Below are 20,632 nucleotides of genomic sequence, written 5' to 3' on the forward strand. Positions count from 1 at the left end.
ATTTGTATGCTTTATATTGATAATAACAATATTACAGATCCAAGAATTAACTTAGCTATTGAAGAGTACATTTTAAAACATTTAGATATCGAAGAAACGTACCTTCTATTTTACATTAATGAACCATCTATCATCATCGGAAAAAACCAGAACACAATTGAGGAGATTAATACTAAATATGTGGAGGAACAAGGCTTACATGTTGTTCGTCGTTTATCTGGTGGCGGTGCTGTGTATCATGATTTAGGAAACTTAAACTTTAGCTTTATTACAAAAGATGATGGAGAGAGCTTTCATAACTTTAAGAAGTTTACAGAGCCTGTTATCCAAGCGTTAGAAAAATTAGGTGTAGATGCAGAGCTTAGCGGTCGTAATGATATTATTGCTCAAGGACGAAAGATTTCTGGGAATGCCCAATTCTCAACAAAAGGACGTATGTTTAGCCATGGTACACTTCTTTTAGATTCAGAGATTGAAAACGTTGTTTCTGCATTAAAGGTGAAAAAAGATAAAATTGAATCAAAAGGAATCAAATCCATCAGAAGTCGAGTAGCGAATATAAGTGAATTTTTAGAGAAAAAGTTAACAACGGAAGAATTTAAACAGCTTATTCTAAACTATATTTTCGATGGAGAAGAGAACATACAGCGCTATGAACTTACTGAAGAAGATTGGAAAAAAATTAACGAAATATCAAAAGAACGTTACCAAAATTGGGATTGGAACTACGGCAAATCACCAAAGTTCAACCTTCAACATTCAAACCGTTTTCCAATTGGACAAATTGATGTTCGTCTTGAAGTGAAAAAAGGCCAAGTTGAGCAATGTAAAATCTTTGGAGATTTCTTTGGCGTTGGAAATGTGGAGGAAATTGAAGAGAAGCTAACAGGGATCCGTTATGAGCGTCAGGAGGTTGCTAAAGTGCTCGATGACGTTGATATTAAACATTATTTTGGAAATGTAACAAAAGAAGAATTTATTGATCTTGTGTACTAAAAAGCCCAGAAGAAACATTTTGTTTCTTCTAGGTTTTTTTATTTTGAAAATTGAGAAAATTAATTATAAAATAAAAAAAGTGGGGGATGAGTAACAGGGGGAGAGACCAAGAGGTAAGAATACTTATTTTAAGGGAGGGAGAAAATGAATATATTACAAAATTTATCAATAAAAGCACAAGAAGATGGCGAGAAAACAGCTTACAAATATAAAGATTATGTTGTTTCGTATAAGATGTTAGATGAACAAGCAACAAAGTTTGCCTCAGGCCTTCAAACGCTTGGAGTTCAAAAAGGTGACCATGTAGCACTTCTTTTAAATAATTCATATCATTTTATTGTGTCACTATATGGAGTACTTCGGGCAGGGGCTGTTGCTGTGCCTATTAATCCACTTTATACGAAAAGTGAAATTCAATATATCTTACAAGACAGTGATGTAAAAACAGTGATTTCAATCGATAGTTTACTGAACTCCTTAGAGCGAGAACCCTACTTGAAGAATATCATTGTTTGTCCAACAGAAAGACTTGCAGAAGCTGACTCTTTTCATGTATCTAAACGACTTAAGGGAAAGGTACATACGTTCACAGAAGTTCTGCATCTGCTTGAACGTACATTGCTGCCTGTTCCAATCGATGGGGAAGATGTAGCAATGATTTTGTATACATCTGGAACAACCGGGAAACCAAAAGGAGCGATGCTCACCCATACTAATATCTACAGCAATGCGAGAGATACGTCCACATACTTAAATATAGCGAAGGCTGATCGTATTATCGCCGTTTTACCAATGTTCCATGTTTTCTGTTTAACAGTTTGCATTAACGCACCGCTTATAGCGGGTGCTACAATTTTGATTCTTCCAAAATTCAGTCCCTCTCAAGTCTTTTCGTATGTTAGCGCAGAAAAAGCAACCATCTTTGCGGGAGTACCAACAATGTATAACTTTCTATGTCAATATGAAAATGGCACAAGAGAAGCATTGGAAAGTCTACGTCTCTGTGTTTCTGGAGGATCATCAATGCCTAGTGCTTTGCTACGTGAATTTGAAGAGAAGTTTCAAATATCGATTAGAGAAGGATATGGACTTTCAGAAGCTTCGCCTGTAACTTGTTTTAACCCTCCTAGAAGCAACATACAAAAGGAAGGATCTGTCGGAGTTAGTATTGTAAATGTAGAAAATAAAGTTGTAGATGGACAAGGTGAAGAAGTACCATTTGGGGAAATAGGCGAGCTTGTTGTGAAAGGACCCAATGTCATGAAAGGCTATTATAAGCTTGAAGAAGAAACAAGGCACATTATAAAAGATGGCTGGCTATATACAGGTGACTTAGCCCGTATGGATGAAGATGGATATATTTATATTGTTGATCGTAAAAAAGATTTAATTATTGTTGGTGGATATAATGTTTATCCAAGAGAAGTTGAAGAACGTTTGTACGAACATAAAGCTGTCGTTGAAGCCGCTGCTATAGGGGAAAAAGATGAAACATATGGCGAAGTTGTAAAAGCGTATGTTGTAACGAAAAAAGTCGTTTCAGAAGAAGAAATTCTAGAATTTTGCAAAACACATCTTGCTCCATATAAAGTTCCACGGAATATTGTATTTTTAGATGAACTGCCTAAGAATACGACAGGAAAGATTTTACGAAGAGCTTTAAAAAAGAAGCTTTCAGAAGAGGAAGCAACTCATTTATAATTCTACCCTTCAGCCTTCTCCACTTGGCGAAGGCTTTTTTTATGGAAAAAGGCAGAAAGGAGTTGTAGTTCTAAAATAGAAAAAAAGACTTAAACTAAATAATAGAAAGTTGGACAGGAAGGAGCATATTTGTGAAAAAAAAGTTTATTATTGTTTTTCTTTTTTTTATTGTTTACGGACTTGCTCTGTGGGGGTATCTGTATGGAGCAAGTGCAGAAATTCCACGTGAGTTACAAGGAACAAGCGCTGATCCTCAAACATTTATGACATCAAAAGAACTGCTGTTAAGCGAGGAATATTCAACAATCCGCAATTTCTTATCACTTTTATCAGCACCATATGAATGGCTTATTATGCTCTTTTTGCTTATGTGTGGGTGGTCAAGGACGTTCAATGTTTGGGCGAAAAAGATAAGTAAACGCAATTTTATGCAAACGGTTATTTATCTCTTCTGGTTGTCACTTGCAACACTTATTTTAAGTGCTCCCTTACAATGGATTCGCTATAAACTGTCATTAAAATACGGGATTTCTGTTCAATCTTTGCATGATTGGATCAAAGAGCAATTTATTGATTTTTGGTTTAATTATGTTTTGATGATTATCATTATTCACGTCATCTATATGCTTATTCGTTATACGAAAAAACGATGGTGGTTTTACACGTGGGTTTTATCAATTCCATTTACATTATTTTTAACTTTTATTCAACCGGTTGTTATTGCTCCTCTTTATGATGACTTTTCTCCACTTCAAAATAAACAATTAGAAGAAAAGATTCTCCAATTAGCAGACAAAGTAAATATTCCAGCAGATCATGTTTATGAGGTGAATAAATCTGAGGAAACAAATGCTCTTAATGCATATGTCACAGGGATTGGCTCTAACTCAAGAATTGTGTTATGGGATACAACGCTAGAACGTTTAACAGATGATGAAATTTTATTTATTATGGCACATGAAATGGGTCATTACACAATGAAGCATGTTTATTACGGGTTGCTTGGATCGCTCGTTTTATCGCTTGTTGGATTGTATCTTGTCCACAAAATAATGGGGAGTTTGTACGTGCGTTATAAGAAGAAAGCAGGGATTTCTTCTCTTAGTTCGCTGGCAACAGTTCCTTTACTTCTTCTTATTATTTCGATGCTTAGTTTTGCTGCAAGTCCTTTAACAAACTATGTATCACGAGTTCACGAGAAGAAAGCAGATGAGTACGCTATCGAACTTGTTGAAGATAAAGAAGCGGCCGTAAGTTCGTTTCAAAAGCTTTCAAAAGCAGGTCTTAGCCAAGTTAATCCACCATCTCTTGTGAAATTTTTTCAGTACACACATCCTCCAATGTTAGAAAGGATGCAATATATTCAACAACATAAATAAGTATGATAAATTTTGAAAAATAAAAGAAGCTATAGACAGTAAAAAATTTCAAAAAAGTAGTTCCGTTTTTTAATCTGTTGTTATATAATAATTAACATAAATACAAACTGTAGTATAACAGAAGGTGAACAGCTTTTCGTTTTGGAATGTCGCAGATGCTTTTATGAAAAATTCATCAATAAGGGGATGGAGAAATGAAAGATTTACGCGTACAAAAATTAGAACAAAGCTGGAAAAACGATAAAAGATGGGAAGGTATTACACGCCCATATTCAGCAGAAGATGTTATTAAGCTTAGAGGATCAATTGATATTGAATACACGCTTGCAAAGAACGGAGCCGAAAAGCTTTGGAAAGGTCTTCATGAAGAACAATTTATTAACGCTTTAGGAGCTTTGACAGGAAATCAAGCTGTACAGCAAGTAAAAGCAGGATTGAAAGCTATTTACTTAAGCGGCTGGCAAGTTGCTGCTGATGCAAACCTTTCAGGACATATGTATCCAGATCAGAGTTTATATCCAGCAAACAGTGTACCAAGTGTTGTGAAGAGAATTAACCAAGCTCTTCAGCGTGCAGATCAAATCCAACATCTTGAAGGAGAAGGGGAAATTGATTACTTTGCTCCTATCGTAGCAGATGCAGAAGCAGGATTTGGTGGACAATTAAACGTTTTCGAATTGATGAAAGGAATGATTGAGTCTGGGGCAGCAGGCGTTCATTTTGAAGATCAACTTTCATCAGAAAAGAAATGTGGCCACCTTGGTGGAAAAGTCCTCCTTCCAACTCAAACAGCTGTGAAAAATTTAATATCAGCTCGTTTAGCAGCAGATGTAATGGGAGTACCAACGCTTGTTATTGCACGAACAGATGCAGATGCAGCTGATTTAATTACGAGTGATATTGACCCTGTTGATCAAAAATTTATTGCGAGCGAAGAAAGAACACCAGAAGGTTTCTATCGCACAAAAGCAGGCATTGATCAAGCAATCGCAAGGGGCTTAGCATATGCTCCATATGCTGACTTAGTATGGTGTGAAACATCTGAACCAAGTTTAGAACAAGCAGAAAAATTTGCAAAAGCAATACATGAAGAATTCCCAGGTAAGATGCTTGCTTACAATTGTTCGCCATCTTTCAACTGGAAGAAGAAATTAGATCAAGAAACAATTGAAGAGTTTCAGCGTGAAATTGCAAAAATGGGCTACAAGTTCCAATTTGTGACTCTTGCAGGATTCCATTCTTTAAATCACAGCATGTTTGAGCTAGCGCGAAAATATAAAACGCGCGGTATGGGAGCATATTCAGAGCTTCAACAAGCAGAATTTGCAAGTGAAAAACATGGCTATAGTGCAACAAGACATCAGCGTGAAGTTGGCACAGGATATTTTGATCAAGTATCTCAGGTTGTTACAGGTGGTACGTCTTCAACAACAGCCTTAAAAGGATCAACAGAAGAATCACAGTTTACTGAAGCATAAAAAAGAGGAGAAGCGTTAACGCTTCTCCTCTTTTTATGTGAAAACAGATATAAAAAAACCCTTCAAGAAATGAAGGGCTTTATACGTTATGTTGTGCTTTTCATAAGGTCTGCATATTTATCGGCTAACTTGTAGAACGTTTGCTGATCACCTGTGTCTAAAGCATTATTAATCTCTGTTTCCAAAATCTCTTTTTTGCGTTTGAAAAGGGAATCATCAATAACCATTTGGATGTACATCTGTAACAGGTTTTCGTCCTTTCTGTTTCTCCGTGAATGGGCTAGCGACTTCATCATCTCAGTGTAAGAATTTTCGTTTTTAATGAGAATCACCCCTGCGCCTTTTTTTTAGTATATAAACGAAAAAGCGAAAATACAACTAGAATTTATAATTTTTGAAAAAATTATTTGTTCTGTACTGTAACAGAGCAACCAAGCCTTTTATTTTGATAATCTTTACCCGGTTAAAAAAGAATTAAAACAGGCTTATATCCTTAAAAGAGGACAAACTGTACAAGAAAATCTATAATGGGATAAAATAAGAACAAGTATGAAAGTTATGAAGAGATGGAGGAAGCTTGGGCATTGAATGAAGTAGAGCATTTTTTTACACTAGAGAACATTTTAGACTTGCTTAATAAGTATCAGTCATTTGGTCTTTTACCTGGTATTTTGCTACCCTTCCTTGAAGCTTTTATTCCAATCTTGCCGCTGTTTGTCTTTGTTGTAGCTAACTCTGCGGCATTTGGACTGTGGCTAGGGTTTCTTATATCATGGCTTGGAGCAGTAGGAGGAGCACTTTGCGTGTTTTTACTTGTCAGGAAATATGGACAGCGACGCATTTTTAATTTTCTACATCGCCATCAGCAAGTGCGCCGCGTCATGGATTGGCTTGAGCGTCACGGCTTTGGTCCTTTGTTTATTATGCTATGCTTTCCTTTTACTCCTTCAGCAGCCATCAATGTCGTTGCAGGCCTATCTCGCGTTAGTATGGCTCAGTTTGCCTTAGCCGTTATGGCGGGAAAAATGGTTATGATTTTTGCAATAAGCTATATTGGAGAAGATATCGGATCATTTTTTAGAGAGCCTCTTAAAACAATTATTGTACTCGCTGTTATCGTAATACTGTGGATTATAGGAAAGCGAATTGAAATTCATCTAAATACGAAAACGGGATATAAGCAACGAAAGCGAGAAAGAGGATAAAATACTTGTAAAATATTAAGCATTGAAGGAACTGTCCTATGACAGTTCTTTTTTGTTCAAAAAACAAATTAAATCAATCTTGCAATCATGAAAAGGAAGAATATTGAATAATGTAAAAGTAGAAGGTCTTCTGCAGAAAAAGTGAAGCTTTAGCTATTAAAACTAGTTCAAAGGGCGAGGAAAGGGGTAAACAAAAGTATAAACCTATTAACTATATGGGAATATAGGGGGATGCTTATGAAGAAAGTACTGCTGAAAAAGATAACGCTTTCGAATGGAGAAACACTAGGATACCGAGAGCGGGAAGGAGGATCCGTACCTTTATTACTCATCCACGGAAATATGACATCATCGAAGCATTTTGATACCTTTTTAGAAAAAGCGGATGAGAAATATAAGATTTATGCACTTGATCTAAGAGGGTTTGGTGAATCCACTTATAATACACGAGTTGAAGATATACGTGACTTTGCGGAAGATGTAAAACTTTTTGTTGATAAAATTCATCTGAAAGATTTTGCACTTCTTGGGTGGTCACTTGGTGGAGGAGTTTGCTTGCAGTATGCGGCACTTTATCCAGATGACTGTCATCATCTTATTTTAATATCATCGGTCTCGACTCGAGGATATCCACTGTATGAGATGGACGAGTTAGGAAGGCCTAATGTGAATCATCGTCTTTCAACTAGAGAAGAAGTTGAGGGAGATAGTCGGATTGCTCCAATGGTAACAGCTTATGAGACAAAAAACTATCCATTTCTCCGAGCTGTATGGGATTCGCTCGTTTATGTATATGAGAAACCGGAAGAAGAGCGGTATCAATCTTATTTAGAAGATATGACAACACAGCGCAATTTAGCAGACATTTATTATAGCTTAAATTCCTTCAATTTAAGTAACGATCATAACGGGCTTAAGGAAGGAAGTAATGAAGTTCAAAAAATTCACATACCTGTTTTAATCCTTTATGGAGACAAGGATTATGTCATTACACAAAAAATGACAAGGGAAATTACTGTTGACCTAGGTGAATTTGGCACATATGTGGAATTAAATAAGTGTGGACATTCTCCACTTGTCGATGCACTTGATCAAGTTCTCCATCAAATGAATCACTTTCTAAATGAAAAAGAGGGGTGAATAAGAATGAGATTAGAAAACAAAGTAGCGATCATTACAGGAGCAGCAAGTGGGTTAGGATTTGAAGCAGCCAAGCGTTTTATGGAAGAAGGAGCAAAGGTAGCACTCGCTGATTTTGATGAAAAAATTGGGCATGAGAGTGTTGAAATACTTCGAGGAAAAGGCGGTACTGTCGAGTTTTTTAAAGTAGACGTCGCAAACCGTGATTCCGTAGACTCCATGGTAAAAAACGTAGTCGACAAGTTTGGAACAGTGGACATTTTGATTAATAACGCAGGTATTACAAGAGACGCTATGTTAACAAAGATGTCTGTAGAAAACTTTCAAAAAGTTATTGATGTGAACTTAACGGGTGTTTTCCATTGTACTCAAGCTGTTGTGCCTTACATGATTGAAAAAGGAAAAGGAAAAATCATTAGCACTTCATCTGTATCAGGGGTGTATGGAAATATTGGGCAAACAAACTATGCCGCATCAAAAGCAGCTGTTGTTGGAATGACCAAAACATGGGCAAAAGAACTTGCTCGAAAAGGAATTAATGTGAATGCTGTTGTGCCTGGATTTATCGCAACAAATATGGTCAAGAGCATGCCCGAAAAGGTCATTAATAATCTTGTGAAAACAATTCCAGCTCAGGAGCTTGGAAAACCTGAAGACATTGCAAATGCGTATCTTTATCTTGCTTCTGATGAAGCAAGATATGTTCACGGAACAGCTCTGCACGTTGATGGTGGGATTATGATGTAGTAAAATTCAAGAATTTTGGTTAAGGGAGTGCCTTTTTTAAGGCACTTTTTTTTATTTTAAAATGAAAACAGAAGAAATTGCTAAAGAAAAAAATTCATTCATTAGCAAAAACCGAACGGATGTTTTGTGATGGCTTCGATGTTATAATAAAGAAAAAGAGCCGGTTACAAATTACATAATCAGCTTAGAAGAAGGTAGGAGGAGAACAATGGCACTTCAATTTATAATTGGTCGGTCTGGAAGTGGAAAAACATCGTACTGTTTGGATCAAATTCGTTCAGAACTCCGTTCAGATCCACTTGGAGATCCTATTATTTACTTAGTTCCGGAACAAATGACGTTCCAATCAGATTACAATCTTGTCTCAACTAAAGGATTAGCTGGGATGATTAGAGCGCAAGTATTAAGTTTCACACGTCTCTCATGGAAAGTATTACAAGAAGTAGGAGGCATGACGCGTTTACATCTTGATGATACTGGAATTCATATGTTGCTTCGCCGGATTATCGAAGAAAAGAGAGACGAGCTATCTATTTTTAAAAATGCTGCTGAGAAGCAAGGGTTTGTGGATAAGCTTGAAAGTATGATTATTGAACTTAAAAGATATTGCTTAGAACCAGAAGCATTAACAGAATTAGTTGAGGAAACAAAATCGGAAGAAGGAGCACTAGGTGAGAAACTTCAAGACTTGCTTGTCATTTATAAGAGCTTTGAAGAATACTTGTTCACAAAATACGTAGATTCGGAAGACTATTTGCAACTTTTAGCAGAAAAGCTTCCTTACTCTTCTTATGTAAAAAATGCAACTGTTTATGTTGATGGTTTTTATACTTTTACTCCTCAAGAGCTTAACATTCTATTTTCTTTAATGAAGGAAGCCAAAGATGTGAAGATTTGTTTAACAGGAGAGAAGGAAAGCTCTTATCTCTTTAGAACAACAGCTGAAACATATCAAACGCTAAAAAATGGAGCAGGTGAAGAAAGCATCGAAATTATAGATCCCCTCGTTTTAAAAGGTGGGGCAAGGTACAACAATTCTTCATCACTTCGTCATCTTGAACAATTTTTTGAGCATCGCCCTGTCCCAACTTTCGAGCAAGAAGTAGACGATATTAAGCTTTTTCCGAGCGCAAATAGGAGAGCTGAAATAGAAGGTGTTGCACGAGAGGTGCGTAAGATTGTTTCACAAGGAACGTATAGGTATCGAGATATTGCTGTTATTGTCCGTAATCCAAATGAGTACGAAGATACGATAAGAGCGCTTTTTCAAGACTATGACATTCCGCACTTTATGGACCAAAAACGAGCAATGGCCCATCATCCGCTTATCGAATTGTTGCGTTCAAGCCTTGAGATAGCAGGAGGTTCATGGCGCTACGAACCTATTTTTAGAGCAATTAAAACAGACCTGCTTTTTCCAATCCACGTCTCTCTTAATGAGATAAGAGAAGAGATGGACAAGCTTGAGAACTATGTGCTCTCTTATGGTATTCAAGGTTCTAGGTGGACAAGTGAGGAAAAATGGACCTATAGACGTTATCGTTCCCTTGAAGATGTGAAAACAGGACAAACAGACGAAGAAAGAGAGATAGAACAAAAGTTAAATGAATTAAGAGACATTGTTGTTCATCCTATCTATTCATTGCAAAAAAGTTTAAAGAAAGCAAAAACAGGTTTCGAATATGGAAAAGCAATCTATGAGTTTCTTCTTTCTTTAAATATTCCTGAAAAGATGGAGAAGCTTAGAGAAGAAGCGAATGAAAATGGAGACTTACAGCGTGCTGATGAGCATCATCAAGTATGGAAAGCAGTTATTCACTTACTTGATCAATTTGTAGAAATGATGGGAGAACAAAAGCTATCTTTTACACTCTTTAGCTCTATTTTAGATACGGGATTTGATAGCCTGAAATTTGCGCTTGTTCCTCAAGCAATTGACCAAGTGATGGTAGCGAACTTTGAGCGTTCTCGTTTAACAAATATAAAAGCTGTTTTCGTTATTGGAGCAAATGACGGGGTTATTCCGGCACTTCCTGTAGAAGACAGCCTTTTATCAGATTCTGAGCGTGAAAATTTGCAGCGGATGGGTGCTTCTCTTGCCCCAAGTACAAGGGATCAGCTTTTTGACGAAGATTTCCTAATTTATCTTGCTTTTGTTTTACCAAAAGAGCGCCTCTACATTACCTATCCTCTTGCAAACGAAGAAGGGAAAACGTTGCTTCCATCAAGGGTTATTAATCATTTGCGTGAAATGTTCCCACTTTTAAAGGAAGAGTGGCTTGCAGCAAATCCAGCAGAGCTTCCTGAAGAGGCTCAGCTCGCTTATATTCAGAGTCCTTATACATCCCTTGCAAACTTAGCATATCAACTGCAAGCGTGGAGGAATGGCTACCCGATTAGTCCAATATGGTGGGATGTTTATAATTATTTTATAAAAGATGAAAATTATCGTTTATACAGCCTCCAAGTTTTAAGCAGTTTATTCTATAAAAATGAAGCTAAAATGCTTTCACAAGGAATTACTAAAAAACTTTATGGCCAAAAAATTAAAACAAGCGTTTCACGTATGGAAAAATTCAATGCATGTCCATACTCTCACTTTGCGGCGCATGGGCTAAAATTAAAAGAACGACGCGTTTTTAAACTCAATGCTCCTGATATCGGTGAACTATTTCATGGCGCGTTGAAGTGGATCTCAGAGAGATTACAGCATGAAGGAAAAGAGTGGAGTGAGCTTACAAGGCAGGAATGTCATGAGCTTGCTGCATTTAGCGTTGACGAGCTTTCCTTAAATTTGCAAAATGAGATTCTATTAAGTTCGCATCGTCATCGGTACTTAAAACGAAAACTTCAGCAAACAGTAGAGCGAGCAACAATTATTTTAAGTGAACATGCAAAAGCAAGCGGATTTGCACCGATAGGACTTGAGCTTGCTTTTGGTCCGAAAGAAACGTTACCATCGCTTCCTATTACATTACCAAATGGAACAAAAATGGAACTTGTTGGCCGAATTGACAGGATCGACAAAGCGATGAGTTCAAAAGGCCTTCTTCTTCGGATTATTGACTATAAATCAAGCGACAGAGACATTGACTTAGTTGAAGTTTATTATGGACTTTCCCTTCAAATGCTTGCTTATTTAGATGTTGTTATCACATATGCTACGAAATGGCTTGGTAAAGAAGCATTGCCGGCAGGTGTCCTTTATTTTCATGTACACAATCCATACGTGAACAGTACAAAACTTCTTAAAGAAGATGAAATTGAAAATGAGCTATTCAAAAAGTTCAAGATGAAAGGTCTTCTTCTTGGTGAAGAGGAGTCTATTAAGTTAATGGACACAACGCTTGAATCAGGTCATTCAAAAATTGTATCAGCAGGCTTGAAGAAGACGGGCGGTTTTTATTCAAATTCTTCTGTTGCAAGTGAACAAGAATTTGAGACAATTCGGAACTATATTCGCCAACAATTTGAAGCTTCTGGAACAAGTATCACAGAAGGAAAGATCGATATTTCTCCGTACAAATTAAAAGATCGTACGCCGTGTGAGTTTTGTTCTTACAAATCTGTTTGTCAGTTTGATCAAGCATTTGAAGAAAATAGCTACCGAGAGCTTAAGAAAGAGCAAGATAAAATTGTGTTAGAACGTATGAAAGAAGAAGGTGAAACAAAATGACGGATCTAAGAGAGAAGCCAGCAAACAGTCAGTGGACAGATGACCAGTGGAAAGCTATCGTTTCTACTGGTCAAGACACGCTTGTGGCAGCAGCTGCTGGTTCTGGAAAAACAGCTGTTCTAGTTGAGCGTATCATCGGAAAATTGATAGACGAGAGATCTCCTATTGACGTTGATCAACTTCTAGTTGTAACTTTTACAAATGCATCTGCAGCAGAAATGAAACATCGAATTGGGGAAGCGTTGGAGAAAGAGCTAAAAAAAGCTCCATCTTCACTCCATCTTCGCCGTCAGCTGAATTTATTAAACAAGGCTTCCATTTCGACTCTTCATTCGTTCTGTTTGAACGTTATTCGTAATTATTACTATAAGATTGATATTGACCCTAGCTTTCGAATCGCAGATGATACAGAAGCAGAACTTCTACGTGATGAAGCACTTCAGGAGCTTTTTGAGGACTATTACAGCCGTGAAGATAATCTTCAATTTTTAGATGTTGTTGATCGTTATACGAGTGATCGAAGTGATGCTGAAATTCAAGAGATTGTCCGAAAAATGTATGAGTTTTCTCAATCAACTCCGTCACCTTCAACGTTTTTAGATGAACTGCTTTTACAGTATAAAGTAAATGAAAATACGAGAATTAGTGATTTATCTTTTATGCCTTTTTTAATGAATGAAGTAAGGAAACAGCTTCATAGTGTTGAAGATTTATTGAATCAAGGATTAGCCTTAACAAAGAAACCAGATGGACCGGCACCACGAAGTATAAACTTTGAGGAAGATCTTGAACAGCTTCAAAAAATTCAAAGCGGGGCAGCTTTATCTTTTGAAGAAGCGCATGAAGCAATGAGAAATCTAACCTTTTCACGCTTGAAACCATGCAAAAAAGGCGAATATGATCAAAATCTTGTGGATCAGAGTAGCGATATTCGCAAAACAGCAAAAGAAAAGCTAGAGAAGCTGCAGTCTGAGTTATTTTCTCGACCACTAACAGCTTATATAGAGGATATGATAGATATGAAGCCTGTTATTGAAGTATTAACAGAGCTCGTAAAGGAATTTAGCAAATGTTATAGTCTTAAAAAACGTGAGAAAGGTCTCGTTGATTTTGGAGACCTTGAACATTATTGTCTTGCTATTTTAACAGAAGAAAGAGATGGAGAAATTGAGCGTTCAGCAATTGCTAAACAGTATGTTTCACAGTTTCATGAAGTTCTTGTTGATGAATATCAAGATACAAACATGGTGCAAGAAACAATCATCAAGCTAGTGACAAGAGACGAAGAGAGTACAGGAAATTTATTTATGGTAGGGGACGTTAAGCAATCTATTTATCGTTTCCGACTTGCTGAGCCATTTCTATTTCTTAATAAATATAAGCGATTTACAAAAGATGGTCGAACAGGTGGATTAAGAATTGATCTTAATAAAAACTTCCGAAGTCGAAGTGAAGTTCTTGATGCTACAAACTATCTCTTCTGTCAGATTATGGATGAAGGCGTTGGAGAAATTTCTTATGATAGCGATGCAGAGCTAAAAAGAGGGGCTTCGTATCCGCAAGACGAGAACATGGCAACAGAGCTTCATCTTATTGAAAAGAACGGGGCAGATGTTCCTGTGCAGGAGGGAGAATTTTCAACTGAAGAGCTTGAAACCTCTCAGCTTGAAGCACGTTTGATGGCTGGAAAAATTAAAGAGATGGTTCAAAATCGTTTTCAAGTTTATGATGCTAAAAAAGGCATAACAAGAAATGTAACATACCGTGATTTTGTCATTTTACTTCGCTCTATGACATGGGCACCTCAAATTTTAGAAGAATTTAAAGAACAAGGTGTCCCACTTTATGCTAATCTTTCTAAAGGTTATTTTGAAGCAACAGAAGTAACGATTATGCTGTCTCTTTTAAAAGTCATTGATAACCCATATCAAGATATTCCGCTTGCTTCCGTTCTCCGTTCACCACTTGTACGATTAAATGATGAAGAACTTGCTTCAATTCGTCTTTATGATGAGAAGGGAACGTACTATGAAGCATTAAAAGCGTATCTGAAAGAAGCTTCAGCAGAAGATGAGAAATACAAAAATGTTGAACATTTTTATCACTGTCTTTTGAAATGGAGAAAAGAAGCTCGTCAGCGTCCACTATATACATTAATTTGGAATCTGTATAGAGAAACAGGCTTCTTCGAATTTGTCGGTGGTTTACCGGGAGGAAAACAGAGACAGGCCAATTTGAATGCCCTTTATGACAGAGCGCGTCAGTATGAATCAACTTCTTTCCGAGGGCTTTTCCGCTTCTTGCGTTTTATTGAACGCATGCAGGAGCGCGGAGATGATTTAGGCACAGCTCGTGCTCTTGGAGAACAGGAAGATGTTGTACGCCTTATGACCATTCATAGCAGTAAAGGGCTCGAGTTTCCAATCGTTTTTCTAGGTGGAATTGGTCGGTCATTTAACTTAATGGATGTTAATAAATCTTATTTGTTTCATAAAGAGCTTGGATTTGGCTCAAAGCGAATTAACCCTCGCTTGCGTGTAGCATATCCAACCCTTATTCAACAAGCAATGAAACGCAAAATTAGAAGAGAGAGTATTGCAGAAGAAATGCGGGTACTTTATGTTGCTCTTACGCGTGCAAAAGAAAAGCTGATTTTAGTTGGAACAACAAGTGATAAAGAAAAGCTCGTGAACAAATGGGAAAGTGTTTTTTATCATGAGGATATTCTTTTGCAATCAGCTGTTAGAGAAGAAGCAAAATCCTATCTTGATTGGATTGTCCCTTCGCTTATTCGCCACAGGGATTTTGAGAGCTTTGCTCATAACCAACCAGCTTCAAATCAAGAGCTTTATAACCATCCGTCAAAATGGGAGCTAAATGTTGTCCCTTCTTTCTCTCTACAGGAAAGTGAAAAAAAGAAAGAAGAAGAAGACAAAGATCTTGTCGAAGCAATCAAAAACAGCCAGCAGGTTAAAATACAAAGCCCGTACAAAGAAGAAATTGAGCGTCGACTAGGATGGAGATACGCTTACCAACAAGCTTCTAAAACAAAATCAAAACAATCTGTCTCAGAGCTTAAACGACAAAGTCAGCTTCTCGATGAAGAAGAACAAACAAAAGGATTTCAAAAGCCTATTACAGAACGTCCGCTCTTTTTGCAAGCTAAAAAGTTAACAAGCGCTGAGAAAGGAACGGCTATGCATACAGTTATGCAGCATATTCCATTAAAAACAGATGTAACTGCAGCTTCTCTTCTTGAACTTTGTTCTTCTTTAATTACAAGAGAAATTTTAACAGAAAAAGAAGCATCATCGATTAATATTAATGGGTTACTTGGTTTCTTTGAAAGTGAGGTTGGACAGCGTCTGCAGCAGGCACCTTCTGTTTATCGAGAAATGCCGTTCAGTTTCTCTGCGAAGGCATCAGAGCTTGAACAAAACTGGGAAGGAAAAGAAGAACCCGTGCTTATTCAAGGGATTATTGACTGTTTGTTCAGAGACGAAAAAGGAGTTGTTTTATTAGATTTTAAGACAGATGATATTGCGAACCGTTTTCAAGGCAACTTTGAAAAAGCAAGAGATACACTTCTAAGCAGATATAAAACACAACTGAATCTTTATACACGAGCCGTTGAAGAAATAGGATCTATTCATATTAGTGAACGATACCTTTATTTCTTTGATGGAGGTCATTTTTTATCATTATAAAAAGAGAAGAGATTTTTCTTCTCTTTTTTCAAAAGGAGTATTGAGCATGAGAATTTTGCATACAGCAGACTGGCATCTTGGGCGTACATTAGAAGGAAGAAGCCGTCTTGAAGAACAGGAACAGTTCTTAGCTGAATTAGTAGAGGTTGTGAAAGATCAAAAAATTGATGCCATTTTAATGGCAGGAGATGTTTTTGATACAGTAAATCCACCTGCAACAGCTGAAGGAATGTTTTATGATAGTGTGGCAAAATTGTCACAGCAAGGAGCATGTCCAATCATTACAATAGCAGGGAACCATGACAGCCCAAATCGGTTAAGTGCTTCTTCTCCACTTGCAGGAGTACAAAACATTCATCTATTTGGCTACCCAGTGAACAATATTGTCAAGGTTCCGGTTGGAGGAGAAATGCTTGAAGTTGCGGCTTTACCGTATCCCTCTGAGTCTCGTCTTAACGAACTTCTGTCAGAGAATAGTGATGAAAAAGAAATTCGAAACTCTTATGATGCTAGAATTCAAGGGATTTTTAGCAATCTTGCAAGTCAGTTTACAAAAGGTGCTGTACATATGGCAATGAGCCATATTCATGTTGCAGGGGGAAGTGCTAGTGATTCAGAGCGACCAATTGAAGTTGGAGGAGCATATACAGTAGCGGCAACAAGTTTGCCAGAAGAAGCTCAGTATGTTGCACTTGGACATCTTCATCGGCCGCAAAATGTCGGCAGAGCCAAAACACTTGCCCGTTATTCAGGGTCACCTCTTGCCTACAGTTTTTCAGAAGCAGGGTATACGAAGTCCTTATCTATTATTGATGTTGTGCCTGGTGGGAAAGCAGAGCTGACGGAAATTCCTATCAACAGCGGGAAACCGCTTGTAAGATGGAAAGCTAAGCATGGAATACAAGAAGTTTATCAATGGTTTGAAGAGGGGAAAGATACTAGCGCTTGGATTGACCTTGAAATTCATTTAACAGATGCTCTTTCAATGGAGGAGATCCATCGTTTGCGAAAAGAGCATAACGGTATTATTCATATTCGTCCTGTATTTCATTATGAAGAAACACTATCAGAAGAAAAGGTAAAAGACATTCCGATTGATGAAGCATTCCGTCGATTTTATGAACGGCAAACAGGAGGAGGGACTCCTGATAGTCGATTAATGGAGCTGTTTTTAAGCCTTGTTCATAAGGAGGAAGAGGAGTGAAGCCAATAACGTTAAAAATCCAAGGGCTCCACAGCTTTCGCCAAATGCAAATGATTCAGTTTGATGAGCTTTGTGAAGGAGGAGTTTTTGGGATTTTCGGACCAACTGGAAGTGGAAAATCTTCGATATTAGATGCAATGACGCTTGCTTTGTACGGGAAAGTAGAAAGAGCAGCAAACAATACGCACGGTATTTTAAATCATGGAGAAGATGAGCTTAAAGTCGCTTTCACTTTTTGTTTGGAAAATGCAGACGGCATGCAAACGTATACTGTTGAACGGAATTTCAAGCGAAGTGACGAGTGGAGAGTAAAGTCAACAACAAGTCGCCTCATTGAAGAAGGGGACGAACGAGTTGTTTTAGCAGACAAAATGAATGATGTCAATCAGTATATTAACTCCCTGTTAGGTCTTACGATTGATGACTTTACACGGGCTGTAGTACTTCCACAAGGAAAGTTTGCTGAATTTCTGTCTTTAAAAGGAGCAGAACGTCGTCAAATGCTTCAAAGATTATTTAATTTAGAGAAATATGGGGACGAGCTTCTTCAAAAAATTAAGCGAAACCTTACAAATGCGAAGCATGAACTTGATAAAATTTTAGCAGCACAGGCGGAACTTGGAGGAGCCACCGTTGAAAAAGTAAAAGAAGCTGAACAAGAAGTGAAGAGCTGTGAACTTTTGCTTCAAAAGAGAGAACAAGAGCTTATACATATTCAAAAGGAATATGAACATAAGCAAAAACTATGGGAATGGCAGAAAGAGAAAGAAGAGAATGAAGCAAAGTTAAAAGAGCTTAAAGAGGAAGAACCGGAGATAAAGAAATATGAAGAGCGTTTAAGTAAAGCGCTCAAAGCAGAGAGTTTGCGTCCGTATTTAGAAGAATGTGAAAATCTATTTTTACAGAAGCAAACAGCGGAGAAACAAAAAAATCAACGGGCAGGAAAATTAGAAGAAGTAAATCAAAAAGCAGCCTTGGCCAAAGAGGAATATGAACGAGCAAATAAAGAGCGAGAGCAAAGAGAACCTCTCCTTCTTGCTCAGCGTGAGAAGTACCAATATGCGGAAGAGCTAAATAAAGATGTTACAACTTTATCCCAAACGGTAAAGAATGCTCGCAAGCAACATGAGGAACTTTTGGAATCAGGAAGAGGTATTAAAGAGCAGTTTCAAAAGAGAGAAAGTTTATATAAGCGTGGAAAAGCAAAACAAAAAGAGCTGATGGAAGAACGAGAGAGGCTTAGTGTGTCTCCTTCTTACCGAACTAAAGTGCAATATGCTGTTCAAGAAAGCCGGGATATTGGTAGCCTCAAGGTGCAACATGAGGAGAAAAAAGAACAGCATAATCAAGTGAAGAAGAATCTTAAGCAGTTAGAACTTGAAATGAAGAGTTCTATAGAAAATGAAGAAAAGGTAAAAAAACAAGCAGTAGAGCAATACGATCTTCTGCAACATATCTATAATCTTGTTTGTGAGCGAGAGCGTGAAATTGAACGATTTATTGCTAGCGGGGAACATGAAATTGAGGCAATGCAGAGAAAGGTAGAAGAAGTAAATAAACAAAAGCTTGCATTAACACTTTCTGCACACCTTTATGATGGTAAGCCTTGTCCTGTATGTGGATCAACGACACATCCTTTACCAGCAACAGGAGAAGGGATAGAGGAAACTGATGGAAAAGAGATTGATTTATTAAGAAAAAACTTATCAATTTTACAAGAACGTAAATATATTTGTTCCTCCTTGAAATTGAAGCTTGAGCCGCTTGCTGAGAAATTACTTGACTGTTTTGGGGATTTTGAACAAACCGAGCAAGAAGATATTACGCCGCTTCTTACGAAAGATGAAACGTTAAAAGACTGTATTGTAAAATTGCAAACAGAACTAAAAGGGCTGGAGCAAGATTATATTGGTCAAAAAGAGAAAATTGATCGCCTCGTAAAAATCGCAGGGGATGTAAGCGAGAAGAAGAATAAGCTATTGTTTGAGTTTGAGCAACAAAACAAAATGTTAATGGAACAAGCAAAGTTTGTTCAGCAAGTAGAACAAGAAATGAATAAGGCGCAAACAGAATGGCAAGAACGTTACAAAGAATTTGAGATTACTAGCATTTCATCTATTCAACAGCAACTTGAACGTAATGATCAAAAAATGGCTGAGCTTAATCAGCGAATTGAAAAAAGTGTGGAATACCTGGAGGAAACAGAAAAAGCATTGGAGAAATTGCGTGAAGAGTGGAATGTTCACGAACGAAAGGAAGTTGAGCTTTCCTCATTCTTGCAGAACAAAAAAGCATCACTTTTAGAACAGCAGCAACGCTTAACACAAATTATTGGAGAAAATTTGCTAGACGAGCTTCTTAATGGAATAAATAAAGAGCTCCATTCTTTAAAAGAAAGAGAAGAAGAAACATTGAAAAGATGGTACCTTCTCAATAATGAACATCAAGAAGTAAAAGCTTCATATGAATCAATAGTCTCCTCACTCGCAGAGTTAAATGAGCGATATGAAGAGAAAGAAAGAAAATGGAAAGATAAGAGAAATAGCTCAGGCTTTCATTCTGATATAGATGTAAAAGAAATGTTCATAACAGAGGAGCAACAGCAGAAGATTCGTGAAGAAGTAGAAGCATTTTGGGATAAACTAAAGAGCGTCACAATAGCATTAGAACATGTTACAAAATTGCTTGATAATCAAAGCGTCACAGAACAATCTTTTAAAGAGACATCTTCTATTTTGGCTGATTTAAAGGAAAGTGTGAAAGAAGCAACAACAGAACTAGGGTCAGCAAGAGCTCTTTTAAAAGATTTGCAAGTAAGAAATGAACGATTGGGAAGTTTGGAAAAAGAGAGAGAAAAGATACAAGAAGAGCTCTCTCAGTATCAGAAGCTTCAAAGCGTATTTAAAGGAAATGCTTTTATCGAGTATATGGCTCAAGAGCAGCTTATTGCAATTAGCCGCGATGCATCAGAACGATTAGGGTTTTTAACAAGACAGAGATATGCTCTTGAAGTAGACTCACAAGGAGGATTTGTTATTCGAGATGATGCCAACGGGGGAGTAAAGCGACCGATTTCAAGCTTGTCTGGTGGAGAGACATTTTTAACTTCTCTATCTTTAGCACTTTCTCTTTCTGCAGGCATTCAGCTTCGAGGAGAATATCCGCTGCAGTTCTTTTTCCTTGATGAAGGGTTCGGTACACTTGATAGTGAGCTTCTTGATACAGTTATTACAGCACTCGAAAAGCTTCAGTCTAATGATCTTTCAATTGGAATCATTAGTCATGTTCAAGAGCTGCGTGCACGTCTGCCTAAACGCCTTATTGTTGAGAAAGCAGATGATCTTGGCAATGGAACAAAAGTGAAATTCGAAACGCTTTAAAGGAGAAAGGAGCAGGTAT

The 20,632-nt window shown here is 37.4% G+C and carries 12 protein-coding genes; 11 read left to right on the forward strand and 1 reads right to left on the reverse strand.

Features of this window, described 5'->3' with window-relative positions; all coding sequences use genetic code 11:
• Positions 1–6 precede the first annotated feature (6 nt).
• The 4 genes from BM012_RS14355 (at position 7) to aceA (ending at position 5,554) form a co-directional block, all read left to right on the forward strand.
• Positions 7–996, forward strand: a complete 990-nt coding sequence (locus tag BM012_RS14355; RefSeq protein WP_061803254.1) for a lipoate--protein ligase — start codon at positions 7–9, stop codon at positions 994–996.
• A 144-nt stretch (positions 997–1,140) separates the two neighbouring features.
• Entirely contained in the window at positions 1,141–2,697 is a 1,557-nt protein-coding gene (locus tag BM012_RS14360; RefSeq protein WP_061803255.1) for a long-chain-fatty-acid--CoA ligase, read from the forward strand.
• Positions 2,698–2,828: 131 nt separating this feature from the next.
• The gene (locus BM012_RS14365) at positions 2,829–4,076 is read left to right on the forward strand and encodes a M48 family metallopeptidase (protein ID WP_061803256.1); all 1,248 of its coding nucleotides are present in this window, start codon (positions 2,829–2,831) and stop codon (positions 4,074–4,076) included.
• Positions 4,077–4,270: 194 nt separating this feature from the next.
• Entirely contained in the window at positions 4,271–5,554 is a 1,284-nt protein-coding gene (gene aceA / locus BM012_RS14370) for an isocitrate lyase (protein ID WP_061803257.1), read from the forward strand.
• Between the two features lie 86 nt (positions 5,555–5,640).
• On the opposite strand, the gene BM012_RS14375 is transcribed toward aceA, so the two are convergent.
• Entirely contained in the window at positions 5,641–5,886 is a 246-nt protein-coding gene (locus tag BM012_RS14375) for an IDEAL domain-containing protein (RefSeq protein WP_235606125.1), read from the reverse strand.
• 234 nt (positions 5,887–6,120) lie between these two features.
• Here BM012_RS14375 and BM012_RS14380 point away from each other — a divergent pair, with 234 nt between their 5' ends.
• The 7 genes from BM012_RS14380 (at position 6,121) to BM012_RS14410 (ending at position 20,613) form a co-directional block, all read left to right on the forward strand.
• Positions 6,121–6,759 (forward strand): TVP38/TMEM64 family protein, encoded by a 639-nt coding sequence (locus tag BM012_RS14380; RefSeq protein ID WP_061803258.1) that lies wholly within the window; start codon positions 6,121–6,123, stop codon positions 6,757–6,759.
• 237 nt (positions 6,760–6,996) lie between these two features.
• Positions 6,997–7,899 carry an intracellular short-chain-length polyhydroxyalkanoate depolymerase gene (gene phaZ / locus BM012_RS14385; RefSeq protein ID WP_082802511.1) on the forward strand — a complete coding sequence of 301 codons (903 nt, stop codon included), beginning with the start codon at positions 6,997–6,999 and terminating at the stop codon, positions 7,897–7,899.
• Positions 7,900–7,905: 6 nt separating this feature from the next.
• On the forward strand, positions 7,906–8,646 hold the full coding sequence (fabG, locus tag BM012_RS14390; RefSeq protein WP_061803260.1) for a 3-oxoacyl-ACP reductase FabG: 741 nt from the start codon (positions 7,906–7,908) through the stop codon (positions 8,644–8,646).
• 208 nt (positions 8,647–8,854) lie between these two features.
• Positions 8,855–12,322 (forward strand): helicase-exonuclease AddAB subunit AddB, encoded by a 3,468-nt coding sequence (gene addB, locus BM012_RS14395; RefSeq protein WP_061803261.1) that lies wholly within the window; start codon positions 8,855–8,857, stop codon positions 12,320–12,322.
• Positions 12,319–16,029: a helicase-exonuclease AddAB subunit AddA gene (gene addA, locus BM012_RS14400; protein WP_061803262.1), complete on the forward strand. Its 3,711-nt coding sequence runs from the start codon at positions 12,319–12,321 to the stop codon at positions 16,027–16,029. The genes addB and addA overlap by 4 nt, the downstream gene beginning before the upstream one ends.
• Positions 16,030–16,075: 46 nt before the next feature.
• Positions 16,076–17,233 (forward strand): exonuclease SbcCD subunit D, encoded by a 1,158-nt coding sequence (locus BM012_RS14405; protein ID WP_061803263.1) that lies wholly within the window; start codon positions 16,076–16,078, stop codon positions 17,231–17,233.
• Positions 17,230–20,613 (forward strand): AAA family ATPase, encoded by a 3,384-nt coding sequence (locus BM012_RS14410; RefSeq protein WP_061803264.1) that lies wholly within the window; start codon positions 17,230–17,232, stop codon positions 20,611–20,613. Before BM012_RS14405 ends, BM012_RS14410 begins: the two co-directional genes overlap by 4 nt.
• Positions 20,614–20,632: the final 19 nt, after the last annotated feature.

The sequence above is a fragment of the Priestia endophytica DSM 13796 genome (assembly GCF_900115845.1).
GTDB classification, from domain to species: domain Bacteria; phylum Bacillota; class Bacilli; order Bacillales; family Bacillaceae_H; genus Bacillus_I; species Bacillus_I endophytica.

Coding starts and splice junctions, on each gene's coding strand:
- BM012_RS14355 (WP_061803254.1), top strand. CDS start 7: ATGCTTTATATTGATAATAACAATATTACAGATCCAAGAATTAACTTA.
- BM012_RS14360 (WP_061803255.1), top strand. CDS start 1,141: ATGAATATATTACAAAATTTATCAATAAAAGCACAAGAAGATGGCGAG.
- aceA (WP_061803257.1), top strand. CDS start 4,271: ATGAAAGATTTACGCGTACAAAAATTAGAACAAAGCTGGAAAAACGAT.
- BM012_RS14380 (WP_061803258.1), top strand. CDS start 6,121: ATGGAGGAAGCTTGGGCATTGAATGAAGTAGAGCATTTTTTTACACTA.
- phaZ (WP_082802511.1), top strand. CDS start 6,997: ATGAAGAAAGTACTGCTGAAAAAGATAACGCTTTCGAATGGAGAAACA.
- fabG (WP_061803260.1), top strand. CDS start 7,906: ATGAGATTAGAAAACAAAGTAGCGATCATTACAGGAGCAGCAAGTGGG.
- addB (WP_061803261.1), top strand. CDS start 8,855: ATGGCACTTCAATTTATAATTGGTCGGTCTGGAAGTGGAAAAACATCG.
- addA (WP_061803262.1), top strand. CDS start 12,319: ATGACGGATCTAAGAGAGAAGCCAGCAAACAGTCAGTGGACAGATGAC.
- BM012_RS14405 (WP_061803263.1), top strand. CDS start 16,076: ATGAGAATTTTGCATACAGCAGACTGGCATCTTGGGCGTACATTAGAA.